The sequence below is a fragment of the Caulobacter radicis genome (genome assembly GCF_003094615.1).
GTDB classification, from domain to species: domain Bacteria; phylum Pseudomonadota; class Alphaproteobacteria; order Caulobacterales; family Caulobacteraceae; genus Caulobacter; species Caulobacter radicis.
On record NZ_QDKO01000018.1, the window covers coordinates 1 to 20,943 of the forward strand.

At 68.0% G+C, this 20,943-nt stretch carries 22 protein-coding genes; 11 read left to right on the forward strand and 11 right to left on the reverse strand.

From position 1 onward, the window contains the following. The first annotated feature begins 424 nt into the window (after positions 1 to 424). A complete protein-coding gene (locus DDF62_RS25385) occupies positions 425 to 1,261 on the forward strand; it encodes a hypothetical protein (RefSeq protein WP_133244912.1) in 837 nt (278 codons plus the stop codon). 152 nt (positions 1,262 to 1,413) lie between these two features. On the opposite strand, the gene DDF62_RS10655 is transcribed toward DDF62_RS25385, so the two are convergent. The 3 genes from DDF62_RS10655 to DDF62_RS10665 all read right to left on the reverse strand — a co-directional run bounded on the left by DDF62_RS10655 (position 1,414) and on the right by DDF62_RS10665 (position 5,997). Next, the gene (locus DDF62_RS10655) at positions 1,414 to 2,067 is read right to left on the reverse strand and encodes a contact-dependent growth inhibition system immunity protein (RefSeq protein WP_133244913.1); all 654 of its coding nucleotides are present in this window, start codon (positions 2,065 to 2,067) and stop codon (positions 1,414 to 1,416) included. Between the two features lie 210 nt (positions 2,068 to 2,277). Continuing rightward, positions 2,278 to 2,592: a hypothetical protein gene (locus DDF62_RS10660; protein ID WP_116489100.1), complete on the reverse strand. Its 315-nt coding sequence runs from the start codon at positions 2,590 to 2,592 to the stop codon at positions 2,278 to 2,280. Positions 2,593 to 3,087: 495 nt separating this feature from the next. Then, entirely contained in the window at positions 3,088 to 5,997 is a 2,910-nt protein-coding gene (locus DDF62_RS10665; RefSeq protein WP_116489101.1) for a TonB-dependent receptor, read from the reverse strand. 284 nt (positions 5,998 to 6,281) lie between these two features. Here DDF62_RS10665 and DDF62_RS10670 point away from each other — a divergent pair, with 284 nt between their 5' ends. Next, the gene (locus DDF62_RS10670) at positions 6,282 to 7,019 is read left to right on the forward strand and encodes a tetratricopeptide repeat protein (RefSeq protein WP_116489102.1); all 738 of its coding nucleotides are present in this window, start codon (positions 6,282 to 6,284) and stop codon (positions 7,017 to 7,019) included. Between the two features lie 220 nt (positions 7,020 to 7,239). Here DDF62_RS10670 and DDF62_RS10675 read toward each other — a convergent pair whose 3' ends face one another. Further along, the gene (locus DDF62_RS10675; protein ID WP_116489103.1) at positions 7,240 to 8,037 is read right to left on the reverse strand and encodes a DUF72 domain-containing protein; all 798 of its coding nucleotides are present in this window, start codon (positions 8,035 to 8,037) and stop codon (positions 7,240 to 7,242) included. Positions 8,038 to 8,365: 328 nt separating this feature from the next. Then, positions 8,366 to 8,599: a 30S ribosomal protein S21 gene (rpsU, locus tag DDF62_RS10680; protein WP_081612876.1), complete on the reverse strand. Its 234-nt coding sequence runs from the start codon at positions 8,597 to 8,599 to the stop codon at positions 8,366 to 8,368. A 182-nt stretch (positions 8,600 to 8,781) separates the two neighbouring features. Here rpsU and DDF62_RS10685 point away from each other — a divergent pair, with 182 nt between their 5' ends. Continuing rightward, positions 8,782 to 9,441 carry a COQ9 family protein gene (locus DDF62_RS10685; RefSeq protein ID WP_116489104.1) on the forward strand — a complete coding sequence of 220 codons (660 nt, stop codon included), beginning with the start codon at positions 8,782 to 8,784 and terminating at the stop codon, positions 9,439 to 9,441. A gap of 166 nt (positions 9,442 to 9,607) precedes the next feature. On the opposite strand, the gene DDF62_RS10690 is transcribed toward DDF62_RS10685, so the two are convergent. Both DDF62_RS10690 and purE read right to left on the reverse strand, forming a co-directional pair. Continuing rightward, complete coding sequence (locus tag DDF62_RS10690; RefSeq protein WP_116489105.1) at positions 9,608 to 10,702, reverse strand: 5-(carboxyamino)imidazole ribonucleotide synthase; 1,095 nt, start codon at positions 10,700 to 10,702, stop codon at positions 9,608 to 9,610. A gap of 4 nt (positions 10,703 to 10,706) precedes the next feature. Next, on the reverse strand, positions 10,707 to 11,198 hold the full coding sequence (purE, locus tag DDF62_RS10695; protein ID WP_116489106.1) for a 5-(carboxyamino)imidazole ribonucleotide mutase: 492 nt from the start codon (positions 11,196 to 11,198) through the stop codon (positions 10,707 to 10,709). A 250-nt stretch (positions 11,199 to 11,448) separates the two neighbouring features. On the opposite strand from purE, the gene DDF62_RS10700 reads away from it, so the two are divergent. Then, positions 11,449 to 12,174 (forward strand): GGDEF domain-containing protein, encoded by a 726-nt coding sequence (locus tag DDF62_RS10700; RefSeq protein WP_116489107.1) that lies wholly within the window; start codon positions 11,449 to 11,451, stop codon positions 12,172 to 12,174. A 142-nt stretch (positions 12,175 to 12,316) separates the two neighbouring features. After that, positions 12,317 to 12,769 carry a chemotaxis protein CheW gene (locus DDF62_RS10705; protein ID WP_058348012.1) on the forward strand — a complete coding sequence of 151 codons (453 nt, stop codon included), beginning with the start codon at positions 12,317 to 12,319 and terminating at the stop codon, positions 12,767 to 12,769. Positions 12,770 to 12,922: 153 nt separating this feature from the next. Here the strand turns inward: DDF62_RS10705 and DDF62_RS10710 are convergent, their stop codons facing one another. Then, positions 12,923 to 14,221 (reverse strand): lytic murein transglycosylase, encoded by a 1,299-nt coding sequence (locus DDF62_RS10710; RefSeq protein ID WP_116489108.1) that lies wholly within the window; start codon positions 14,219 to 14,221, stop codon positions 12,923 to 12,925. 140 nt (positions 14,222 to 14,361) lie between these two features. On the opposite strand from DDF62_RS10710, the gene DDF62_RS10715 reads away from it, so the two are divergent. From DDF62_RS10715 to DDF62_RS10730, 4 genes are all read left to right on the forward strand, one after another. Then, positions 14,362 to 14,757: a DUF805 domain-containing protein gene (locus DDF62_RS10715; protein ID WP_165832228.1), complete on the forward strand. Its 396-nt coding sequence runs from the start codon at positions 14,362 to 14,364 to the stop codon at positions 14,755 to 14,757. Positions 14,758 to 14,908: 151 nt separating this feature from the next. Continuing rightward, positions 14,909 to 15,034 carry a type B 50S ribosomal protein L36 gene (ykgO, locus tag DDF62_RS10720; RefSeq protein ID WP_004616427.1) on the forward strand — a complete coding sequence of 42 codons (126 nt, stop codon included), beginning with the start codon at positions 14,909 to 14,911 and terminating at the stop codon, positions 15,032 to 15,034. A gap of 244 nt (positions 15,035 to 15,278) precedes the next feature. Further along, positions 15,279 to 15,548: a nucleoid-associated protein GapR gene (gene gapR / locus DDF62_RS10725; RefSeq protein ID WP_058348015.1), complete on the forward strand. Its 270-nt coding sequence runs from the start codon at positions 15,279 to 15,281 to the stop codon at positions 15,546 to 15,548. 87 nt (positions 15,549 to 15,635) lie between these two features. Next, positions 15,636 to 15,992 (forward strand): hypothetical protein, encoded by a 357-nt coding sequence (locus DDF62_RS10730; protein WP_116489110.1) that lies wholly within the window; start codon positions 15,636 to 15,638, stop codon positions 15,990 to 15,992. Between the two features lie 194 nt (positions 15,993 to 16,186). On the opposite strand, the gene DDF62_RS10735 is transcribed toward DDF62_RS10730, so the two are convergent. Beyond that, positions 16,187 to 16,675: an SRPBCC domain-containing protein gene (locus DDF62_RS10735; RefSeq protein ID WP_116489111.1), complete on the reverse strand. Its 489-nt coding sequence runs from the start codon at positions 16,673 to 16,675 to the stop codon at positions 16,187 to 16,189. Between the two features lie 50 nt (positions 16,676 to 16,725). Here DDF62_RS10735 and DDF62_RS10740 point away from each other — a divergent pair, with 50 nt between their 5' ends. Both DDF62_RS10740 and DDF62_RS10745 read left to right on the forward strand, forming a co-directional pair. After that, complete coding sequence (locus tag DDF62_RS10740; protein WP_101718585.1) at positions 16,726 to 17,055, forward strand: ArsR/SmtB family transcription factor; 330 nt, start codon at positions 16,726 to 16,728, stop codon at positions 17,053 to 17,055. Positions 17,056 to 17,115: 60 nt separating this feature from the next. After that, positions 17,116 to 17,631: a hypothetical protein gene (locus tag DDF62_RS10745; protein WP_116489112.1), complete on the forward strand. Its 516-nt coding sequence runs from the start codon at positions 17,116 to 17,118 to the stop codon at positions 17,629 to 17,631. 10 nt (positions 17,632 to 17,641) lie between these two features. On the opposite strand, the gene DDF62_RS10750 is transcribed toward DDF62_RS10745, so the two are convergent. Beyond that, positions 17,642 to 19,081 (reverse strand): serine hydrolase domain-containing protein, encoded by a 1,440-nt coding sequence (locus tag DDF62_RS10750; protein WP_116489113.1) that lies wholly within the window; start codon positions 19,079 to 19,081, stop codon positions 17,642 to 17,644. A gap of 71 nt (positions 19,082 to 19,152) precedes the next feature. Beyond that, positions 19,153 to 20,616, reverse strand: a complete 1,464-nt coding sequence (locus DDF62_RS10755; protein WP_116489114.1) for a sigma-54-dependent transcriptional regulator — start codon at positions 20,614 to 20,616, stop codon at positions 19,153 to 19,155. Between the last annotated feature and the right edge of the window lie 327 nt (positions 20,617 to 20,943).

Below are 20,943 nucleotides of genomic sequence, written 5' to 3' on the forward strand. Positions count from 1 at the left end.
TGGGCGCCCAGCCGCTGATGGCGGCGATCCGAACCTGAGAAGATGCCGCGACGACTCCGCCGCGCCAGCACCTTCGAGCAGAGCGGCCGAGTTTTCGCACAGCCTCGACCCTTAGCGGACATCGGTCGCGCCCGCATTCGGGGCGTGCTCGCGGCGGCTCGGCGTGCTCCCGAATACAATTTCGTAGATCGGCGTAGGTGCGCTGATACGGACGCTTGTGAGACCCATGAATGGGCGCTGGCAATATGAAGCGCAATCCTGGCGCCATCGACGAGCATCCGTGTCGATAGAAAGGAAAGTCCGGGAAGCAAGGTATGGGGGAAGCGTATCGCCTCCACCGACTTTGAGGGCGATATAGCCGCTGGCCCGGCGTCTACCAAGGTTGAGCTTTGACATCACCTAGCGCTTTGCGCGAAGCTAAAGCATGGCCTTCCCGTCTCTCCCATCGTGGTCCTCCCGCAACCCGCTCAGCATTTTGGCTCTGTTCATCGCGCTGATTTACGGGATGGCTGCGCTCCTGTTCGGGGTGGCGGTGAAAACCCTGACGGCGTGGAACCAGACAATTCTGGTGCTTTTTCTTGTGGCCTTCCCGGCCGCCGTCCTCTGGGTGTTCGCGTGGCTCGTCGCCAAACACCACGCGAAACTCTACAGTCCTAGCGAGTACCGAACCGACGCTGCGTTCCACAACAGCCCGCTCAGTTTTGGCGGGCGGTTCGACGAAAGCGCGGAAGCTCCAACGCCAGCATCGGCGGACACTACGCCCTCAAGCGTAAAGGGTGAGCAGTTGCCGCCTGCTCCTCCTCCCAGCGCCCACGCAGCGCCAGAACCCAGTGATACCCGAGCCGCCCCCCCTCCGGCCGAGCCGCACCAGAACATGATGCGACAAGCTCTGCTGGCAGAGACATTGGCGTTTCAGGAGCTTCAGCGTGAGTTCGATGCTTCCGTGCGTCGGGATGTGAGCGTGTCGCTTAACAATCGTGTCTATCGCCTCGATGGAATCATCGAAGCCGAGGGACAGAGTTATGCTGTGGAAGTTCGCCTTATTCGCAATCGCGTCAGCGTAATGAAGAGATCAAAGGATATTTCTTCCAGTCTTCAGGGCCTCATGATGCCCATAATTCTTGCCTTCGTGGTGGATGATTCCCAAGTCAGCGTCGATTATGTTCGGCAAAATACGGAGGAATTTGCAAGACAATACCCAAACTTTATCGTGCGAGTCTGGCCCATATCGGAGCTACTCACGAAATACGGACTTCGCTAAGGTTCTCCAGCGCGGGATCATTTTATAGGATGCCCCAGACTCAGCACCTTCGCCTTGGAAAGCAGTACTCGGGAAGTCGACCCCTAGGCTTTGAGCCATTGCCCGATAACCACCCTAGTCGGATCTGCCGAAAGTCTCCTTTGCCGGAGTGACTAGACCAAGCCTAGCAGTCGCCGGGCGCTGGCTAGGTCCTCTGTCGCCTCTAGGTAAAGCCGGCCATCCGGATCAAATGCGAATGTGGCCTCCATCCAAGCGAAATCACCGGCGAACAGCGCGCGTGCATTGTCAGGAGCGAATTCCAAGAACTCCCTATGCGCCCGTAGCGCACCGCATATGAGATCACCGGGATAGAGGTCGCACTCGGCGCGCGGGTGTTGGATGAGAAACTCCGCCACCGGCGAGGCCAGCCAGCGCAACCCGAATTTCTGACCGACGAGGACGCGAGCGTGGGCGCAGCTCAATTGGCTAAGAGGTGTGGTCCATGCCTTTGCGACGCGCTTCATCAAGCCAGATGGAAAAAGGCCCGGCCTCGCTAGACGCCGATCATCACTCAACGTCTCCAGACTGACCGCTGGCATGATGGTTGGATCGGCCAGGAAGCTTGAAAGCACTCTGTCGCCGACCGGCCCCGCATCGGTGTCGAAGAGTAGGTCGCTGACGGCCACGTCTATGAGTTCGGTATCGAGCCCAGGTTCGCCTCCGATCCTTGTGAACTCGATGGTCGCGAAGGGTGCGCCTGCCGTGTGCCACACCACAGTCCCGCTAGTGGCAACCTTGTGCGCGCCAGCGATGGCTTGGGGGATCACGACTGGATCCAATTCGGATGGTGTCCACGCGGGCGTTTCCATCTGGCGACGCTATACGCGCCGATGTCCTCTCACCACCCCCAGCTGACGCCAGAATAGTCCGCTCGTTGGCGACGGGCGCCATGTCCGCGTTCAGCGCCGGCGCTAATTCCCGCTCCCGACCCTTAGCCGGCTTCGGGAATGTCCGATGACAATCGCACAGGTGCCCCGCTATTTCAGCGCTCTTAGCCGCACCGATGCGGCGATAGCGTCGGCGCGGGCTTGATCACCTGGAACGATGTTGCTCCAGACTTGTACTTGGGTCGGCCAGCCAAACTGGGTGCGAAGGGTCCGGCTTCTCGGGACCGTCTCATCTCCGAAGTTGCCGACATAGACCCCGGCGTAATCCCCTTTGCCACAGGTGACCTTGAACACCTGATAGTCCACCATGAAGCCCTTGGTGGTCATTTTGCAGTCGTCAGGCAGATCAATATCGAACGCGGCCCGCCCGTCCAGCGAGCCGTTTCGCGTCAATGCCCCTTGCATGACTGCGTCCTCAGGAACCGCGGAGTGCGCGGCCTTTTGTTCGCGGATGCACTCACCATTCCGCCATGCTCCACCTCCATCGAGGCAAGCATCCTGGGCCACAGCCGGTGAGAACCGAACGTAGATGGCCGACGCAGCGAGCCCGAGGAGGACAACGGCTAAGACAACTATCCAGCGCTTATTCATAAGGCGACGCTAGACCGGCACGGGTCCGCTCACCACCCTTCTCGGAAGTTTCCGGCGACCGCTGCGAGGTGTCCAGCGCCACGTCTTCGCGGCGCCGACCGTCCAGTTGGCTGGCGTTCTGCACGGGCCGGAGCGACCTCCGGTGCGCCTTCAATGAAAGGGGCCGGCGCAGTGCGACGGCCCCGGGTCCCGGATACGCACCAGGCGCTTTCCGAGATGACGATGGAAGTGGTGAGAGGCTGTAACCTCTCACCCTCCCACCGCTGCGCGGCGGGCCCCTCCCTCTCTCTCAGAGAGAGGGATCAGACCCTAGAACCGGTACTGAAGCCCCAGATTAAACTGACGGCCCGTGTGGGTGTAGACGAAGGTGCTGTCGCGGTCGGAGTCGATGAACTGCCGGTTGAAGCGGTCGAAGATGTTCAGCCCCTCCAGCGACAGCTTCAGGCGGTCGTTGATCTGGTACGAGGCGGCCATGTCGAAGGTCAGGTTGGCGTCGTAGCCCTCGACGTCCTGCAGCGGGTTGTTGGCCGGCAGGGCGACGATCGACTTGTCGCGGTACGAGGCCGAGACGCGGGCGCTGAACTTGGCGTCCTCGTAGTAGAGCGTGGCGTTGTAGGCGTTCTTCGACAGGCCCACGAGGTCGTTGGTGGTCACCCCGCCGGCGGCCAGGAAGTAGTCGATCTGGGAGTCGACATAGGTGTAGTTCACCAGCGCGCCGGTGTGGCGCAGGAAGCCCGGCAGGAAGGTGAAGGTCTGCTGGTAGTTGATCTCGAAGCCCTTCAGCGGGCCGCCGGGGGTGTTGACCGGGCGGGTGACCGTGATGGGGGTGTTGTCGGGATCCACGCCCGAGGTGCCGATCAGCGACAGCGGCAGGCCGGTCTCGCGGAAGGTCATCTGCTGGGACTGGTTCTGAACGTAGGTGGCGATGTCCTTGTAGAACACGCCCACGCCCAGCACCGAGCCCGGGGCGAAGTACCATTCGGCGCCCAGGTCCACGGTAGTGGCGCGGATCGGGTCGAGCTCGGGGTTGCCCGAGGCGATCGACGGCGTGCCGGTCAGGTTCAGGCTGCCGCCGGGGGTGAGGAAGCCGAGGTCCGGACGCGACACCACCTTGGCGGCCGAGAAGCGCACCACCAGGTCGTCGCGCAGGTCGACGGCGAAGTTCAGCGACGGCAGCACGTCGTGATAGCTGTGCTCGGCGGTCACCTGCTGGGGCGTGGCCCCGATCTGGTAGCCACGCGACGCAAGGTCGGTCTGGGCGATGCGGAAGCCGACGTCGCCCCGCACCGGCAGGCCGGCGATCTCGGTGCGCAGGTCGGCCTGCAGATAGGCCGAGGTGACCTTCTCCTCCACCCGGCGGATGCCGCCGTAGTTGGGGATCAGGGCGTACATGCCGCTGTCGCTGTAGAGGTTCTGGCTGGAGACGAACTTGTCGTAGTCGATGGTCGCCCAGGACGACGGGAAGACGTCCTTCTTGATGCCGTTGCCGCCGAAGTCGTCGACCACCTTGGTCACCGCCTGCAGCTGGGCCGTGGTCAGGGTCGGCACCAGGAAGTTGTTGCTGCGCTGGCGGGCCGAGGTGTCGAAGGTGAACTCGTGGTGGTGGGCGCCGACCTTGATGGTCAGGTCGTCGTCGACGGCCCAGGCCAGGTTGAACTCGGCGGTCTTGTAGATGTTGGTGGTGAAGATCTGCGACAGCCGCACCTCGGCGTTGGGCGCGGCGAAGGTGTACTGGCTGGCGTCGGCCACGTTGAAGCCGTGGGTGATCTTGGGCTGGTCGCGGTCGTCGCGGAAGTCGATGGTCATGCTCGTGTTGGGACGCTGGAACATGATCGTCGTGGTGATCGGCTGGTCGTAGTCCGACTTCGAATAGCCGACGAGGCCCGAGATGGTGATGTTGTCGGTCAGCTCGTGCTTGCCGTTGAAAGTGTACTGCTGGAAGACGTTCTGGAACTCGTCGTGCTGGGTGTCGGAGCGCACGTCGACGCCGTCGAAGCGGGCGTAGGCCACGTCGTAGACCGGCAGGCCGTTGTTGACCCCGGCGGTATGGCTGGTTCCGGCCTCGCGCAGGATCAGCTCGCGGATGGCCGTCTGCGGCTTGCCGTTCTGGCTGATGGCGCGGGCGAAGGAGAAGCCTTCCAGCCAGTTCTCCTCGCGCACCACGTCATAGTTCGAATAGAGGGCGTCGAAGCCGAACGAGGTGCGCTCGCTGGGCTTCCATTGCAGGGCCAGGGTGGCGCCGGTGCGCTCCTGGTCGTGGTGGAAGCGGCCGTAGCGCGGCAGGCGCGGGAAGAACACGGTCGAGCGGTTGCCCAGGTCGAACAGCGTGTCGTTGGCGGCCGGGCGCGGCACGCCGGTGGCGCAGTTGGCGGCGTCAGTGCCGTTGGCGGCGTTGAAAGCGGGGTTGGGCACGGGACGGCCCACCGGGGTGCAGAAGCCGCCGTCGACGGTGGCCGGGTTCCAGCCGCCCGAGCCCCACTGGTCCTCGAGGAACTCGCGCTTGCTCCAGGCCAGCGAGGCCTGGGCGCCGAACTGGCCCCAGGCGGTGTCCCAGCGGTCGCCGAGCACGGCCGAGAGCTTCTTGTCGTTCTTCTTCGACAGGTCGTTGTAGCCCAGCGAGCCGCCGACCACGAAGGTGCGGCCCTTCTGGTCCAGCGGCTTGGCGATGTCGAGGTCGACGGTGGCGCCCAGCGAGCCCTCGATCACCTCGGCCTGGGCGGTCTTGCGCACGGCGATGCCGCTGAACAGCTCCGAGGCGAAGGTGTTGAAGTCGAAGCCGCGGCCAAGGTTGGCGCCGCGGTCGCTGGTGGTGGCGCCGCTGGTGGACTGGGCCTCCATGCCGTTGATGCGCACGCGGGTGAAGTTCGGCGGCAGGCCGCGCACGGTGATGGTGCGGCCCTCGCCGGCCACGCGGGTGATCGACACGCCGGGCACGCGCTGGATCGACTCGGCGAGGTTGGCGTCGGGGAAGTCGGCGATGTCCTCGGCCTTGATGGCGTCGACCACGCCCGAGGACTGGCGCTTGACGTTCAGCGCGCTCTTCAGGCTCTCGCGAAAGCCGGTAACGATCACCTCTTCCACCGCGTTCTCGGTGGTCTCGCCGGAGGGCTGGGGGGCTGTCTGGGCGCTCGCCGCGCTGGCCGCCAGGGCCGCCGACATCAGGACGGCCAGGGAACAGCCCGTCCGCAGACGCGAACCATACGAGGACGACGACGACATAGGTCCCTCCTGACGGCGGCGTCTCCATGGACCCGCCCTTATGTTTCCAACCCAAGCGCCGGTTTGCCCGGTCTGCTTATGTGTTCGTTGCGAGATAATCCCACATAGTGGATTGCACTCTCGCAATATAATGACATTAGGCAGACACACAGTGGACGCGCAAGAGGCGGCGTTGCGGGAACCTTCCGAAGCGGGCGGTGAAACCTCGCCCTGTGGCGGCCTCGCCGATTGACGGCCCGGCATGGGGGCCACACATAGCCGGGACGCATCCGGAGACCTTGTTGATGTTCCCCGCTATCGGCCTGTCGCTGATCTTCTCGATCGCCCTCTGCGTTCACGTCGTGCGCACGGGCCAGGCGATGTATTGGCTGCTGATCATCCTGATGTTCCAGCCGCTGGGCGGGATCGTCTATCTGCTGGCCATCATCGCGCCGGAGTTCATGGGCGGGTCCAAGGCCCAGCAGATGAAGGCCGCCGCCCGCCAGGCCCTGGATCCGCAGCGGGAATATCGCGAGGCCAGCCGCGACGCCGAGGACGCCCCGACCGTCACCAACCTCTCGCGCCTGGCCGCCGCCGCCACGGGCCTTGGCAAGCACGAGGAGGCCGAGCGGATCTACGCCCAGGCCCTGCAGGGCCACTATGCCGACGACCCGGCCCTGATGCTGGCCCGCGCCAACAGCCTGATCGAGCTTGGCCGCGCCGCCGAGGCCCTGCCGCTGCTGGAAGCCCTGGGGCAACAGGGCGAGAAGAGCCGCACGCCGCAGACCGCCCTGGCCCTGGGCCGCGCCCAGGCGGCGCTGGGCCGCAACGAGGAGGCCGACGTCTCCCTGCGCTGGGCCGCCGCCCACCTGCCCGGCTTCGAGGGCATGGCCCGCTATGCGGTGTTCCTGGGCGAGACCGGCCGCAAGGCCGAGGCCCGCGAAGTCCTGGCCGAACTCGACAAGCGGCTTTCCAAGACCCATCCGCGGTTCCGTCGCGAGGCCAAGGGCTGGCGCGAGATGGCGGCGGCTGCGGCGGCGTGACCTTCGGGAACCTCCCCCTGTGGGGGAGGCGATCGCGCAGCGATCGGTGGGGGGAAGAGATGGGATCCTTCAGACGCTTCGGAAGCTGAAAACGTCCCCCCTCCGGCCCTCCGGGCCACCTCCCCCACAGGGGGAGGATCTAATGGCGCCGGCGCTCTTCGAAATGCTCCCCCTCTGGGGGAGCTGTCGGCAAAGCCGACTGAGGGGCCGCCGCAGGCGGCTACTTCACCCTATCGATCAGCGCCATCGCCCCGTGCGGCGCATTGACCTTGCCCTCGTGGATGATGAAGGCGAAGACGTCGCGCTGCTTGGCGGCCGGAACCGAGGCCTTGTCGATGCGCGGCAGGTCGGCCGGGGCGCCGCCGGCGGCCCAGGTCTTCAGCCGGCCCGCCCAGGCGTCGAGCTCCGGCTCGGGATAGGCGGTGGCCACCGCGTCAGACCCCGTCTGCAGACGAGCGTAGACGAAGTCGGCGGCCTCGTCGGCGAACTCGGGATAGTCGAAGTGCTTGGCGTAGACGCCGGCCACGCCGTGCTCCCTCAGAAGCGCCGGGAAGGCCGGGGTCATGAAGGTGTCGTTGCGCACCTCGACCGCGTGCCGCAGGCGCAGCCCGTCCTTCTCCTTGGGCAGCAGGGCCAGGAACGCGCCGAAGTCGGCCTCGTCGAACTTCTTGGTCGGCATGAACTGCCAGAGAATGGGGCCAAGCTTGTCGCCCAGCTCGGTCAGGCCCTGGTCGAGGAACTTGGCCACCGACTCACCGCCTTCGGCCAGCACCTTGCGGTTGGTGGTGAAGCGCGAGGCCTTCACCGCGAACACGAAGTCGTCGGGCGTCTCGTCGCGCCACTTCCGCCAGCTGTCGGGCTTGAAGCTGGAATAGTAGGTGCCGTTGATCTCGATCGCCGTCAGCTGGCGGCTGGCATAGGCCAGCTCCTCCTTCTGCTTCAGGTCGGACGGATAGAAGTGGCCGCGCCAGGGCTCGAAGGTCCAGCCGCCGATGCCGATACGGATGTCGCCGCTCATGCGCGTTCCCTTCTTGTTCCGCGCGAACCTAGGCGAGGTCCGGCGATCCGTCGAGGGGGCTTTCGGCGTGGAAGCGAAACAAACGGCTCCTCCCCCGCTTGCGGGGGAGGGGGACCCCGAAGGGGTGGAGGGGGCGAGACTGGGCTCGGCGCTTCGTCCCTCGCCCCCTCCGTCACGCTGCGTATCCGCAGCGCGCCACCTCCCCCGCTTCGCGAGGGAGGAGTTCTACGGCCAAAACAAAACCCGCGCCGGTCGCCCGGCGCGGGTTTCGTCTGTTTTCGGGTGCGTGGAACGCGGAGGCGCGAAGAGCCGCGCCTCGACAGCGCTCTTAACGCGAAGCCTTCTTCGGCATCGGCAGCAGGCCTTCGCGCTGAGCGCGCTTGCGGGCCAGCTTGCGGGCGCGACGGACGGCTTCGGCCTTTTGACGGGCGCGCTTTTCCGAGGGCTTTTCGTAGTGGACGTGGCGCTTCATCTCGCGGAACGAGCCTTCGCGCTGCATCTTCTTCTTGAGGGCCTTCAGGGCTTGATCGACGTTGTTGTCGCGGACGAAAATCTGGACCAGGGGTGACTCTCCATTCGACGGCCCGACCAATTTCCCAAGTCCCTCTTGAGGGGCCGGGCGGGCGAATAAAAACCTTACGCCCTGGAAGGGGTGCTTCCGGGCGACGAGGGGCGGCAGATAGCAGAGGCGAGGGCGCGTGTCCATGCGCGACGAGCGCTAAACACCGGTGTAGACTCGGATTCATGAGCCAGACCGCCGCCGAAGCAACGCAGGATTGGGCCGACAAGGCCGAACAACGGGTTCTGGACGAGGCCCTGCGCCTGTCGCCGCGCCTGGGCTGGAATGCCGGCCTGGTCCGCGCGGCCGCGGCGGCGGCCCAGCTGTCACCCGGGGAAACCGATCTCCTGCTGCCCCAGGGCCCCCGGGATCTCGCCGCCATCCTGGCCCGCCGGCATGACGCCAAGGCCATGGAATCGCTGGCCAAGCTGGATCCGGCGGCCCTGAAGATCCGCCAGAAGATCCGCGAGGGCGTGATCGCCCGCATCGACGCGGCCGCCCACGACAGCGAGGCCGTGCGGCGCTGGGCCGCGTTCCTGGCCTTCCCGACCAACCTTCCGCTGGCGCTGTCTCTGCTGTGGGAAAGCGCCGACCAGCTGTGGCGCTGGGCCGGCGACGTCGCCACCGACGAGAACCACTATTCCAAGCGGGCCATCCTGTCTGGGATCCTGGTCTCGACCCTGGCGGTCGACCTGGCCTCGGGCCGCGAGTCGGCCCTCAAGCACCTGGACGCCCGTATCGAAGGCGTCATGGCCTTCGAGAAGTGGAAAGCCGGCGTGAAGGCCCCCAACCTGGCGGCGGAGTTCCTGACCGCCCTGGCCAAGATGCGGTACGCGCGGAGCTGACCCAAGATGCTCCCCCTGAAGGGGGAGCTGTCGCGAAGCGACTGAGGGGGAAGTCGGTGATGACCGACCACCGCGCCTCGAAAGCTGAAAACGTCCCCCCTCCGGCCCTCCGGGCCACCTCCCCCAGAGGGGGAGGATCTCGCGGACCGACTGAGGGGATCTTCCCCTAGCCCTCCAGGGGCCGCAGGCGGTTGACGTGGCCCATCTTGCGGCCGGCGCGGGCCTCGCCCTTGCCGTAGAGGTGGATGCGGGTCTCCGGTTCGGCGGCCAGCTTCTTCCAGGCGTCGACCTCGGGGCCGAGCAGGTTGGTCATCTCGACCCGGGCCAGGGCCGCCGTCGGGCCCAGGGGCCAGCCGGCGACGGCGCGGATGTGCTGCTCGAACTGGTCGACCTCGCAGCCGTCCTGGGTCCAGTGGCCGGTGTTGTGCACCCGGGGGGCGAACTCGTTGACCAGCAGCTTGCCGCCGGCCAGCTCGAACAGCTCCACCCCGATCACGCCCACATAGTCGAGCGCGGTGAGGATCTTGGCGGCGATGGCCTCGGCCTGGTCGCGCTCGGACGGCGTGGCCTTGGCCGGCGCGATCGTGCGGCGCAGGACGCCGCCCTCGTGGTGGTTGTCCGACAGCGGGTAGCAGACGATCTCGCCGTTGCGGCCGCGCGCGGCGATCACCGACAGCTCGCGGCCGAAATCGGCCGGGGCCTCGAGGATGGCCGGCTGGCGGCCGATCTTCTCGAAGGCGGCGATGGCGTCGCCCGGACGCTGGATCCAGGCCTGGCCCTTGCCGTCATAGCCCTCGCGGCGGGTCTTCAGGAGGCTGGGCGCGCCGATCTTCGCAACGGCCGCCAGTAGGCTTTCCTCGTCGTCGACCGGGGCGAAGGCCACGGTGGGCACGCCGATCTCGGCCAGGAAGGTCTTTTCGACGACGCGATCCTGGGCGGCGGCCAGGGCGGCCGCGCCCGGCGCGACCTCGCAGCCCAGGGCCGTCAGCTCGGCCACGGTCTCGGCCGGGACGTTCTCGAACTCGTAGGTGACGACGTGGCAGGCCTCGGCCAGGCGCTTGAGCGCCCAGCGGTCGTCATAGGCGCCGACGATCTGGCGGGCGGCGACTCGGCCGGCCGGGCTGTTCTCCTCGGGATCGAGGATCACCACGTCGAAGCCCAGGCGCGAGGCGGCCTGGGCCAGCATCCGGCCCAGTTGCCCGCCGCCGAGGATCCCGAGGGTGGAGCCGGGGGGCAGAGGAAGAGCCGGAGAGGCGGTCATGATCTTAGTCCTCGACGCTTTGCGCGACGCTGTCGGTCTGGGCCGCGCGCTGGGCGTCCAGGCGCTGGGCCAGCGCGGGGTCGGCCAGCGACAGGATCTGGGCGGCCAGCAGGCCGGCGTTCCGGGCGCCCGCCTCGCCGATGGCCAGGGTGGCCACGGGGATGCCGCCCGGCATCTGCACGATCGACAGCAGGGAATCGAGGCCGCTGAGGGCCTTGGACTGAACCGGCACGCCCAGCACCGGCAGCGGCGTCATCGACGCCACCATGCCCGGCAGGTGCGCGGCGCCGCCGGCCCCGGCGATGATCACCTGATGGCCGGCCGCCTTGGCGCCGGTGGCGAACTCGACGAGGCGCTGGGGCGTGCGGTGGGCCGAGACGACCTTGGCTTCGTAGGCGACGCCCAGCTCGTCGAGGGCGTCGGCCGCCTTCTTCATCGTCGGCCAGTCTGAGCGGCTGCCCATGACGATGGCGACAGGCGGCGCGGACGTGGTCATCGGCGTCTTCCTCGAACGATAAAGGGTATACCAAGAAACCTGGGGCGGCCCCTTGAATCGCGCGCCTTATAGCGGGTCGTCTCCCCGGGCCAAAGCCCGTTCTCGGACGTTTTCGACCGTTGTTCCGCCTGCGGCCCCTCGCCCTCCACCTGCGGCTTATTGGCGCCGGGTTACCACCGCCATTGTCATGGTTAACGAGAAAACGCAGATTTCCTTCCAGCTTGAGCAGAAGTGATTCGCCGCCCCTCCGATGAAGATCTCCGGCGCCCGCACCGAAACCTTCTCCGCGATCCGCCGCCGGGCGCTCGCCGACGCCGCCGGCGTCTCGGCCGCGCCGCGCGGAACCGTGCCCGTCGACAAGGCCGGGTTCCTGGGCCTGGAGCCCGCCGACCTGACCCCCAAGGTGCAGGCCGCCCTGCAGACCCTGATGTCGGAGGTCGAGGACCTGCGCACCGAGGTCTCGCGCCTGAAGTATCGCCTCAACGAGGCCGAGACCCTGGCCGACATGGACGTGCTGGCCCCGGTGCTGAACCGCCGCGCGTTCCTGCGCGAGGTTCGCCGCGTCTCGGCCTTCGCCCAGCGCTACGGCTCGCCGGCCAGCCTGGTGTTCTTCGACCTCGACAACTTCAAGGCCGTCAACGACCGCTTCGGCCACGCGGCCGGGGACTCGGCGCTGAAGGCCGTGGCCGAGCGCCTGCTGGCCAATGTGCGCGAAAGCGACATCGTCGGCCGCATGGGGGGCGACGAGTTCGCCGTGCTGCTGGTCCAGGCCGACAAGGCCACCGCCGAGATGAAGGGCGAAAGCCTGGCGGGCGCCATCCGTGGCGTTCCGGTGCAATTCGGCGAATGGAGCGCGCCGCTGCACGTCTCGTTCGGCGTGCGCGAGATCGAGGCCGGCGCCGAGCCGGAAGTCTCGCTGGCCGAGGCCGACGCGGCGATGTTCCTCAAGAAGCGCGCGCGGCTGGCCGCCGGTTAGGCGCCCTGCCCCGCGACAATCGGTCTCGCCCTCGCGCGCCACGAGAAACTTCAGCATTAACCGTTGTTAAACGGCGCCCGGGCTCTTGTGGCAGGCGAGCGGAGACGTCCGCGCCAGCCTTCCAGACCCCGGGGATTTCCTGATGACCGAACACGCCGAACCGGCCCTCGAGCTGATCTCGTTCTGCATCGGCGAGCAGGAGTTCTGCATCGACGTGAAGACGGTCCGCGAGATCCGCGGCTGGACCCCGGCGACCCCGATCCCGCATGCGCCGGGCTTCCTCAAGGGCGTCATCAACCTGCGCGGCGCGATCATGCCGGTCATCGACCTGCGCAACCGCCTGGGCCTGGGCGTCACCATCCCCGAGACCCGCCACGTCATCGTCGTCGTCGAGTGCCACGACCGCCTGGCCGGGATCCTGGTGGACGCCGTCTCGGAAACCTTCACCATCACCCGCGACCACCTGCAGCCGGCCCCGGACATGGGCGCCGACGAGCTGCGCTTCGTGCAAGCCATCCTGTCGGTCGACACCCGCCTGATCACCTACCTGCGCATGGACGACGTGTTCCCGCCGCAGGTCAGCCAGGCGGCTTAAAGACTTCTACACTGAGGAACCTCCCCATGTGGGGGAGGTGATCGCGAAGCGATCGGTGGGGGGAGCGAGTGCGAAATCGGCCGCCTTCTCGGCAGCTGAAAACGTCCCCCCACCGGCCTTCGGCCGCCTCCCCCACTGGGGGAGGTTCTTTCCCTACGAAATCGCCGCCTGGGCCTTGAGCTTGCCCACCATGTCGGACGACAGGTAGCCGTCGGCCGGCAGCTGGCGGCTCTGCTGCCAGGCGCGCAGGGCCTTGCGGGTGCCGGCGCCGATGACGCCGTCGGCCGGCCCGGGATCGAAGCCCAGGCGCGCCAGGGCGATCTGGGCGGCCATGCGGTCGGCCAGCGACAGCGGCTGCTCCACCGGCCAGGACGCGACCAGCGGCCCGCCGCCGCCGAAGCGGTCGGCCAGCAGGCCGATGCCCAGGGCGTAGGAGGTGGAGTTGTTGTACCTGCGGATCGCGAAGTGGTTGGGCAGGGCCAGGAAGGCCGGGCCGGCCGCGCCGGCGGGCAGGATCAGCCCGGCCGGCGACGCCGCGTCGGCGGCCGTCCAGGGCAGGCCGTCGGCTCTTTTCACGCCCTTGGCTTCCCACCAAGCGGGCAGCTCGCGCGGGCCTTCGGCCAGGCTGTAGTCGAAGCCGGCCGGCAGGATCACCTCCTTGGCCCAGCCCACGCCCGGCTTCCAGCCGCCCTTGGCCAGGAGGTTGGCGGCCGAGGCCAGGCTGTCGGCGTCGCTGCGCCAGATGTCGCGGCGGCCGTCGCCGTCGAAGTCGACGGCGGTCGACAGATAATTGGACGGCAGGAACTGGGTCTGGCCCATGGCGCCCGCCCACGAGCCCTTCAGCTGGTCGCGGGTGTCCTCGCCCGAGGCGATGATCTTCAGGGCCGCGATCAGCTCGCCCTCGGCCCAGGCGCGGCGGCGGCCGTCGGCGGCCAGGCTGGCCATCGAGCGGACGACGTCGAAGTCGCCCTGGATCTTGCCGAAGGCCGATTCCATCGCCCAGACGGCCAGCAGGATGTCGCGCGGCACGCCGTAGCGCTGCTCGACCGCCGGCAGGAACGGCAGGGCGTCGCGCTTGCCGCGGCCCACGGCCACGCGGTCGTCGCTGATCACGCCCTTGATATAGTCGCCCACCGGCTTGGAGAACTCCGGCTGGCGGCCGTCCAGCGAGATGACGCGGGGATTGGGCGTCAGGCCGTTCAGCTCGCGCTCGACCACCGCCTGGGGCACGCCGGCGGCCACGGCGCGCGGCTTGAAGTCGGCCAGCCAGGCGTTGAAGGCGGCGACCTGGCCGCCCGTCTCCACCGCGGTGACCGCCGAAGGCGGGGTCGGGGCGGCGGGCGTGGAAGCGACCGGCGGCGGCGCGGTCGGGGTCGACGGCGCCAGCGGGGCGTTGACGGTCGTGTCGGCGCAGCCGGCCAGCAGCAGAACGAGGAATACGCGTCTATCCATCGGGGCAGGCTACCGGGGTTCGTGCGAAAGCTTCAATCACAAGGACGCCAGGACGAAGTGAGTTCCCGGTCCGCATCGCCTCTCCACAAGCTTTGCTCTAGAAGGCTTCGACACACTTGAGGTCGCGCGAGGGGTTAGACGTGCAGCTGCTGAAGGGCCGGATCAACCGCGCCAGCTACTGGGTCATCGTCGGGGTGGCGATCGCCGCCATGCTGGTCGCGAGCCTGGTGTTCAGGCGGCAGCTGCCGTCCGCCCTGGTGGTGATGCTGATCGCCGCCATCCCCCGCCTGCACGACCTTGGCCGCACCGGCTGGTGGGCCGGCGGGGTGTTCATCGCGCTCATGGCCCTGTTCTTCGGCGGCGGCTTCGTCATCCCGCCCCAGGCCTACCAGAACACCCTGGGCGTGGCGGTTCTGGTGCTGCCGGTGCTGCTGTCGGCCCTGGGCGGCCTGCCCGGCCAAGCGGCCGACAACGCTTTCGGCCCGCCCCCGCCCAAGGGGCTGTCGTTCAAGCCCGTCATCCCGACCGGGGCCTGAGCGCAACACGGCGCGACGGCTGCGCGCAGCGGGGCCTTGGCCGATTGACTCATCGCCCCGTCTTGCCTATACGCACGCCCTCCGAAACATCCGGATGTTCCGGCGAGCTTGATGGCGCGCCCGAACCTCTCCGCTGACAACAGAGACGGTCATGAAGGTTCGCAGCTCGCTGAAGTCGCTGAAGGGTCGCCACCGCGACTGCAAGATGGTGCGTCGCAAGGGCGTCATCTACATCATCAACAAGACCGACCCGCGCTTCAAGGCCAAGCAAGGCTGATGACGCGCGCCCGGGGCCCTGCTCCGGGACGTCCGCGACGTTGAAGCCGCGGCCCCGCCGGCCGCGCTCCACGCGAAGGGTCTTCGAAAGAACCGGTCGATCTCGGCCGGTTCTTTTCGCATGTCTGGACCACAGGTTTCGAAGGCCTCTACACGCTCGGCGCTCGGAATCGGCTTTCCCTCGGGGCGCGTCCGAACTAGTTTCCGCGCCTCCGGTTTTCAGCCCCTTTTCGCGAGAGATCTCCATGGCCGACGACGCCATCCCGCACGCCGACGTTCTGAACTCCACCGCCCAGGGCCAGCTGAAGTCGATCATCGAGCGCGTCGAGCGCCTCGAGGTCGAGAAGGCCGAGATCATGGAGCAGATCAAGGAAGTCTACCTCGAGGCCAAGGGCAACGGCTTCGACGTCAAGGTGCTCAAGAAGGTGGTCCGCCTGCGCAAGACCGACCGCGCCAAGCGCCAGGAAGAGGACGCCATCCTCGACCTCTACCTCTCGGCCATCGGCGAGATCTGATTTCCCCAGACCTCGACTGTCCGAGACCAGAGTTTTCAAAGGCCCTCTTCCCCTGGAAGGGGGCCTTTTTGATGCTAGGGTCGCCCCATGCGCGCCAAGCCGCCCGCCCCCAAAGCCCAAGACCCCCGCGCCCAGGCCAGGAAGGCCGCGCTGAACGCCCTCAAGAAGGCCAGGCGGATGGCCGACAAGGGCGGCGTCGAGCTCTCCGACTGGGAGGGCGAGTTCCTCGGCTCGGTGGCCCAGCGCATCGAGACCTATGGCCGGGCCTTCGGCGACCCGGAAAAGGGCGGCGCCGGCCAGGCCCTGTCGGTCAACCAGACCATCAAGCTCAAGGAGATCACCGCCAAGGCCAAGGGCGAGCGCAAGCCGATGAAGCGCGGCAAGGGCTTCACGCGCAAGGGCCGGCCGGAGGCGGAGATCGAGACGGAAGAGGACGAGGGGTAGGCGATCGCTCACGCCCTCCCCCCCTCAACGCCCGTCATTCCCGCCCTTGTGGCGGGACCCCCTCTGTCAGCCGCAAGGGCGGGAGGGGCGGACTGCCGAGCAGTCCGCTGGCGCTTCACGTGCGAACGGAACCAGAGGTTCCCGCCACAAGGGCGGGAATGACGGGAGGTTGGAGGCGGAGCCAATCGCCCCTCCTAGAACGCCCCGCCCTCGCGCAGGTTGATGCCGTATTCCAGATAGGCCTTCATCGCGGCCATCATGTGCATCCAGCCGCCGGCGTTGCCGTGCGAGGCTTTCAGGCCCTCGGGCGTGTGCGGCCAGCCGGACTCGCCGATCTTGACCATGGTGTTCGCGCCGTCGAGCGCCACGAAGGTCATCACCACCCGGGTGTCGGGATCGCCGGCGATCGCCGAGCCCCACTCCAGCACGATGCGCTCGGGGGCCGCGACCTCGCGCACCACCACCGGATAGCGCTCCTCGAACTCGGGGAACCGCCACAGCACGGTGGTTCCGGCGACCAGCGGGCCGCTGCCCTCGCGCAGGAAATAGCCGCTGAGCTTTTTCGGATCGACGACGGCGTCGAACACCTCGGCCGCGGGTTTGCGGATCTTCAGCTGCACCTCGAAGGCCAGCGGGGTCTTGTCGGCCAGAGGGGCCTTGTTGAAATGAGCGTCGCTGGACATGGCGGTCCTCCCTTGGCGAACGCGGGCATGTAAGGTTATAATTCTATAACATGTCAAGCGCCGCCCAAGACGACCTGCTGTTCAAGGCCCTGGCCGATTCCCGGCGCCGCCAGATGCTGGACCTGATGAAGGCCGCCCCGCGCACGACGGGAGCGCTGTGCGAGCACTTTGCCGGGACGCTCGACCGCTGCACCGTCATGCAGCACCTGGGCGTGCTGGAGCGGGCCGGACTGATCGTCGTGCGGCGCGAGGGCCGGGTGCGCTGGAATCACCTGGACGCCGGCCCCTTCCAGGACATCCACGACCGCTGGATCGGCCCCTACGCCCTGGCCGCCGCCGACCTGCTCAACCGCCTGAAACACGACCTGGAAGGCGCGTGATTGCCGAACGCCGTTCGCCGGACTAGCCTCGCCGCCACAGATGGGGGGAGGAACCGGTCCATGGCTATCGACCGCGGCGCGACGCGCCCCGTGCTGCTCGTCATCGCCGCCGCCACCCTGCTGGCCGGCACGCTGGACATCCTGGACGCCTTCACCTTCTGGAGCGTGACCAAGGCCGTGCCGCCGCAGCGGATCCTGCAGTCGATCGCCAGCGGCCTGCTGGGCAAGGCGGCCTTCCAGGGCGGCAACGCCACGGCGGCCCTGGGGCTCTTCCTGCACTACTTCATCATGTCGGTGATGGCGGCGCTCTACGTGCTGGCCGCCCGGCGCATGCCCGTGCTGGTCCGCAGGCCGCTGCTGATGGGCCTGGCCTATGGCGCGGCGACCTATGGGGTCATGAACTATGTCGTGCTGCCGCTGAGCCACGTGGGTCCGGCCGCCGCCTTCGCCTGGCCGCGCTTCATCAACAACCTGGGGGCCCACCTGGTGCTGGTGGGCGCTCCCATCGCCCTGGTCGCCCGCTGGGGCCAGGGCCAGGCGGGACAAGGAACGATCAGCAAAGAAGAGGCGGCCTGAGCAGCCCCCCCTACGGCTCGAACAGGGCGAAGGAAGCGACCTTTCCGTCCGGCGCCAGGCGCAGCACACAGATCAGCTTGGTGTGGCCCCAGTCGACCTCGTACAGGCTGGCCCGCAACCCCCCGATGTCGTCGCGCCGTAACTGGACAAAGCCCGTCGGCTCCCCCAGGCCGCCCAGGCTGCGGCCATAATCGGCCAGGACCGCGCCGCTGAGGTGGGCCGAAAGCTCTGGCGTCAGCCGCGACCGGTCGAGCCTTCCCGTCGCCAGCTGCGCCCGCAATCGCTTGGCGATGGCCAGCGCCTTCCTGTCGACCGGCCCGGCGGCGGCGGGGCCCTGGACCGGCGAGGTCTCGGCGGCCTCGACGCTGGCCGAAGCCAGTATCCCCTCGATCGCATCGGCGACCTGCTGGGGCGCGCCACCGAAATCGGCGTTGGCCAGCACTACGATCGCCGCGCCCTCGTCGAGATAGACCCGGTTCTCGGCCGCGAAACCGGAGGTGACGCCGTCGTGGCGGACGCGCCGCCGCTCCCCCGCCGTGTCGACATAGACGCCCAGGCCGTAGTCGGTGAGCGCCCCGTCGTTCAGCCGGGCCGGCGTGGTCAGCTGTGTCCAGGCGGCCGGCGACAGCACGCGGGCCTCCAGCATGGCCATGTCCCAGCGCGCCAGGTCCGAGGCCGTCATCGCCAGGCCGCCCGCCGCGAACTCCCACCCCTGCCCGACCGTCGGCGCGACGCGCGGCGGAGCCGTGGCGATGCGGGTGTAGGCGACGGCGTCGCCACCCCCCAGCGGACGATCATTGACCGCCCCGGCGCCGGTCATGCCCAGGGGCGTGAAGATCTCGTCGCCCAGCAGGGCCGACAGCGACCGCCCGGAAGCCTGCTCCGCCGCCAGCCCCGCCACGACATAGCCGGTGTTGCTGTAGTCCCACCGCGCGCCGGGCGCGAAGTCCAGCCGCGCCCCGCCCCATCGCCGGGCGATCTCCGCCGGATCGACCGGGCGTCCGGCCTCGGCCGGCATGAAGTCGAGCATGAAGTAGCTGTTGTAGCCGGCGGTATGGTTCAGCGCCTGGCGCAACGTGATGCGGTCGGCGCCGGAAAGCCCGGCCACATGGGCGGCGGCCTTGTCGTCGAGCGACAGCCGCCCCTGATCGGCCAGCCGCAGCAGCGCCGCGGCCGTGAACTGCTTGGACACCGAGCCGATGTTGTAGCGCGCGTCCACATCAGCCGGCGTGGGCGGGTCGAGGCGCTTGAGGCCATAGGCCTTGGCGAAGACGAGGCGCCCGCCCCGCACCACGGCGATGGACAGCGAGGGCGTCGGGCTGTCGGCCAGCGCCTTGGCCGCGACGGCGTCGACCTGGGCGACCTCGGCCGGGCTCAACGGCTGGGCCGAGGCGGCCACGGCCCAGACGGCCGTCAATGCGGCCGCCAGCGGCCACAGGATCCTGATCATGCCCCCTCCACGCGATCATGGAGGGACAGAAGATCAGTTTACGATCGTAAGTTCAACTGCCGGAAAGGCGCTTAGGAGGCTTCCTTGACGTCGACGTCGATGCCCTGCTCGCGGACCTTGCGGTAGAGGGTCGAGCGGCCGATGCCGAGGCGCCGGGCCACCTCGCTCATGTGGCCGGCATAGACCTCGATGGCGTGCTGGATGAGGTCGCGCTCGATCTCCTCCAGGGTCCGCAGGTGGCCGTGGCCGTCGAGGATGCGCACCGGCGCCTCGCCGAGCGCGCCGGTCTCGGCGTGGACGGCGGCGGCCTGGATCATCACCGGCAGCGGCTCGATCGGCGACGGCTCCAGCGGCGGGGCCACCACGCCCGAGATGGCCGGGAAGTCGTAGGGCTGCAGGTAGGGCGCGTCGGCCAGCACGATGGCGCGATAGACCGCGTTCTCCAGCTGGCGCACGTTGCCGGGCCAGTCGAAGGCGCAGAGGATCTGCAGGGTCTCGGGCGAGGCCCCGACCACGCGCTTGCCTTCCTCGATGTTGAAGCGGCGCACGAAGGCCTCGACCAGGGCCGGGATGTCCTCGCGGCGTTCGCGCAAGCTGGGCGCCTCCACCGGGAAGACGTTCAGGCGGTAATAGAGGTCCTCGCGGAACAGGCCCTGGGCGACGGCGGCCGACAGGTCGCGGTTGGTGGCCGAGACGATGCGCACGTCGACCTTGACCGAGCGCTTGGAGCCGATCGGGTCGATCTCGCCCTCTTGCAGGGCGCGCAGCAGCTTGACCTGGACGTCGAGCGGCAGCTCGCCGACCTCGTCGAGGAACAGGGTGCCGCCGTCGGCTTCCTTGAACTTGCCCGAGTGCTTGTCGGACGCGCCGGTGAAGCTGCCCTTCTCGTGGCCGAACAGGATCGACTCCACGAGGTTCTCGGGGATGGCGCCGCAGTTGACCGCCACGAACGGCTTGCCGGCGCGGTCGGACGAGCCGTGGACGGCGCGGGCGATCAGCTCCTTGCCGACGCCGCTCTCGCCGGTGATCAGCACCGGAATGGCGCTCTTGGCGGCGCGCTCGCCGATGCGCTTGACCATGGTCATGGCCGGCGAGGTTCCGATCAGGTCGGAAAAGGTGGTGCGGCCCGAGACGCGCTTGTTCAGGCGGTCGACCTCGCCCTTGAGGTCGCCCATGGAGAGGGCGTTGCGGATCGACACGGTGATCCGCTCCGGGCTGGCCGGCTTGATGAAGAAGTCGGTGGCGCCGGCCTGCATGGCCTTGACCACGGTGTCGACGCCGCCGCTGGCGGTCAGCACGATCACCGGCTGGGCGTAGCCGCGCGCGCGCATCTCCTTCAGCGCCTCCTGGCCGGGTAGGCCGGGCATGACGAGGTCCAGCAGGATCACGTCGGCCGGCGCGCCGGCGGCCAGGTGCGCCATGGCCGCGTCGCCGTTCTCGGCGTGGCAGACCGCGAAACCTTCGCGCTCCAGCACCGCCTGGATCAGTCGACGTTGGGTCGGATCGTCGTCGACGACGAGCACCGTCTTGGTCATTGAAGGCCATCCACCAGAACCGGCCGCGCCCACGTGGAGAGCGACTCTTGTTGGTTCAGAGTGATACAGGCAGGGGGTAAACACCGGCTTTCGGAGAGGTGTCGCAGACCTTAACAGTGAGCCTTAACAACGGTTTACGCTGTTGGTGGGATTGGGGCTGGATCGGACGCCCTTCCCTGCCCCAGTCGCGGCAAGGCTGTTCGTAGACACCGGCAAAGGTCCCAACGCCGCCCCAAGAAACCCTCTCTCATGGAGAGAGGGAGGGGCCCGCGCCGCCAGGCGTGGGAGGGTGAGAGGATAGGCGAAGCCCCTGGACGATCTTGGCTC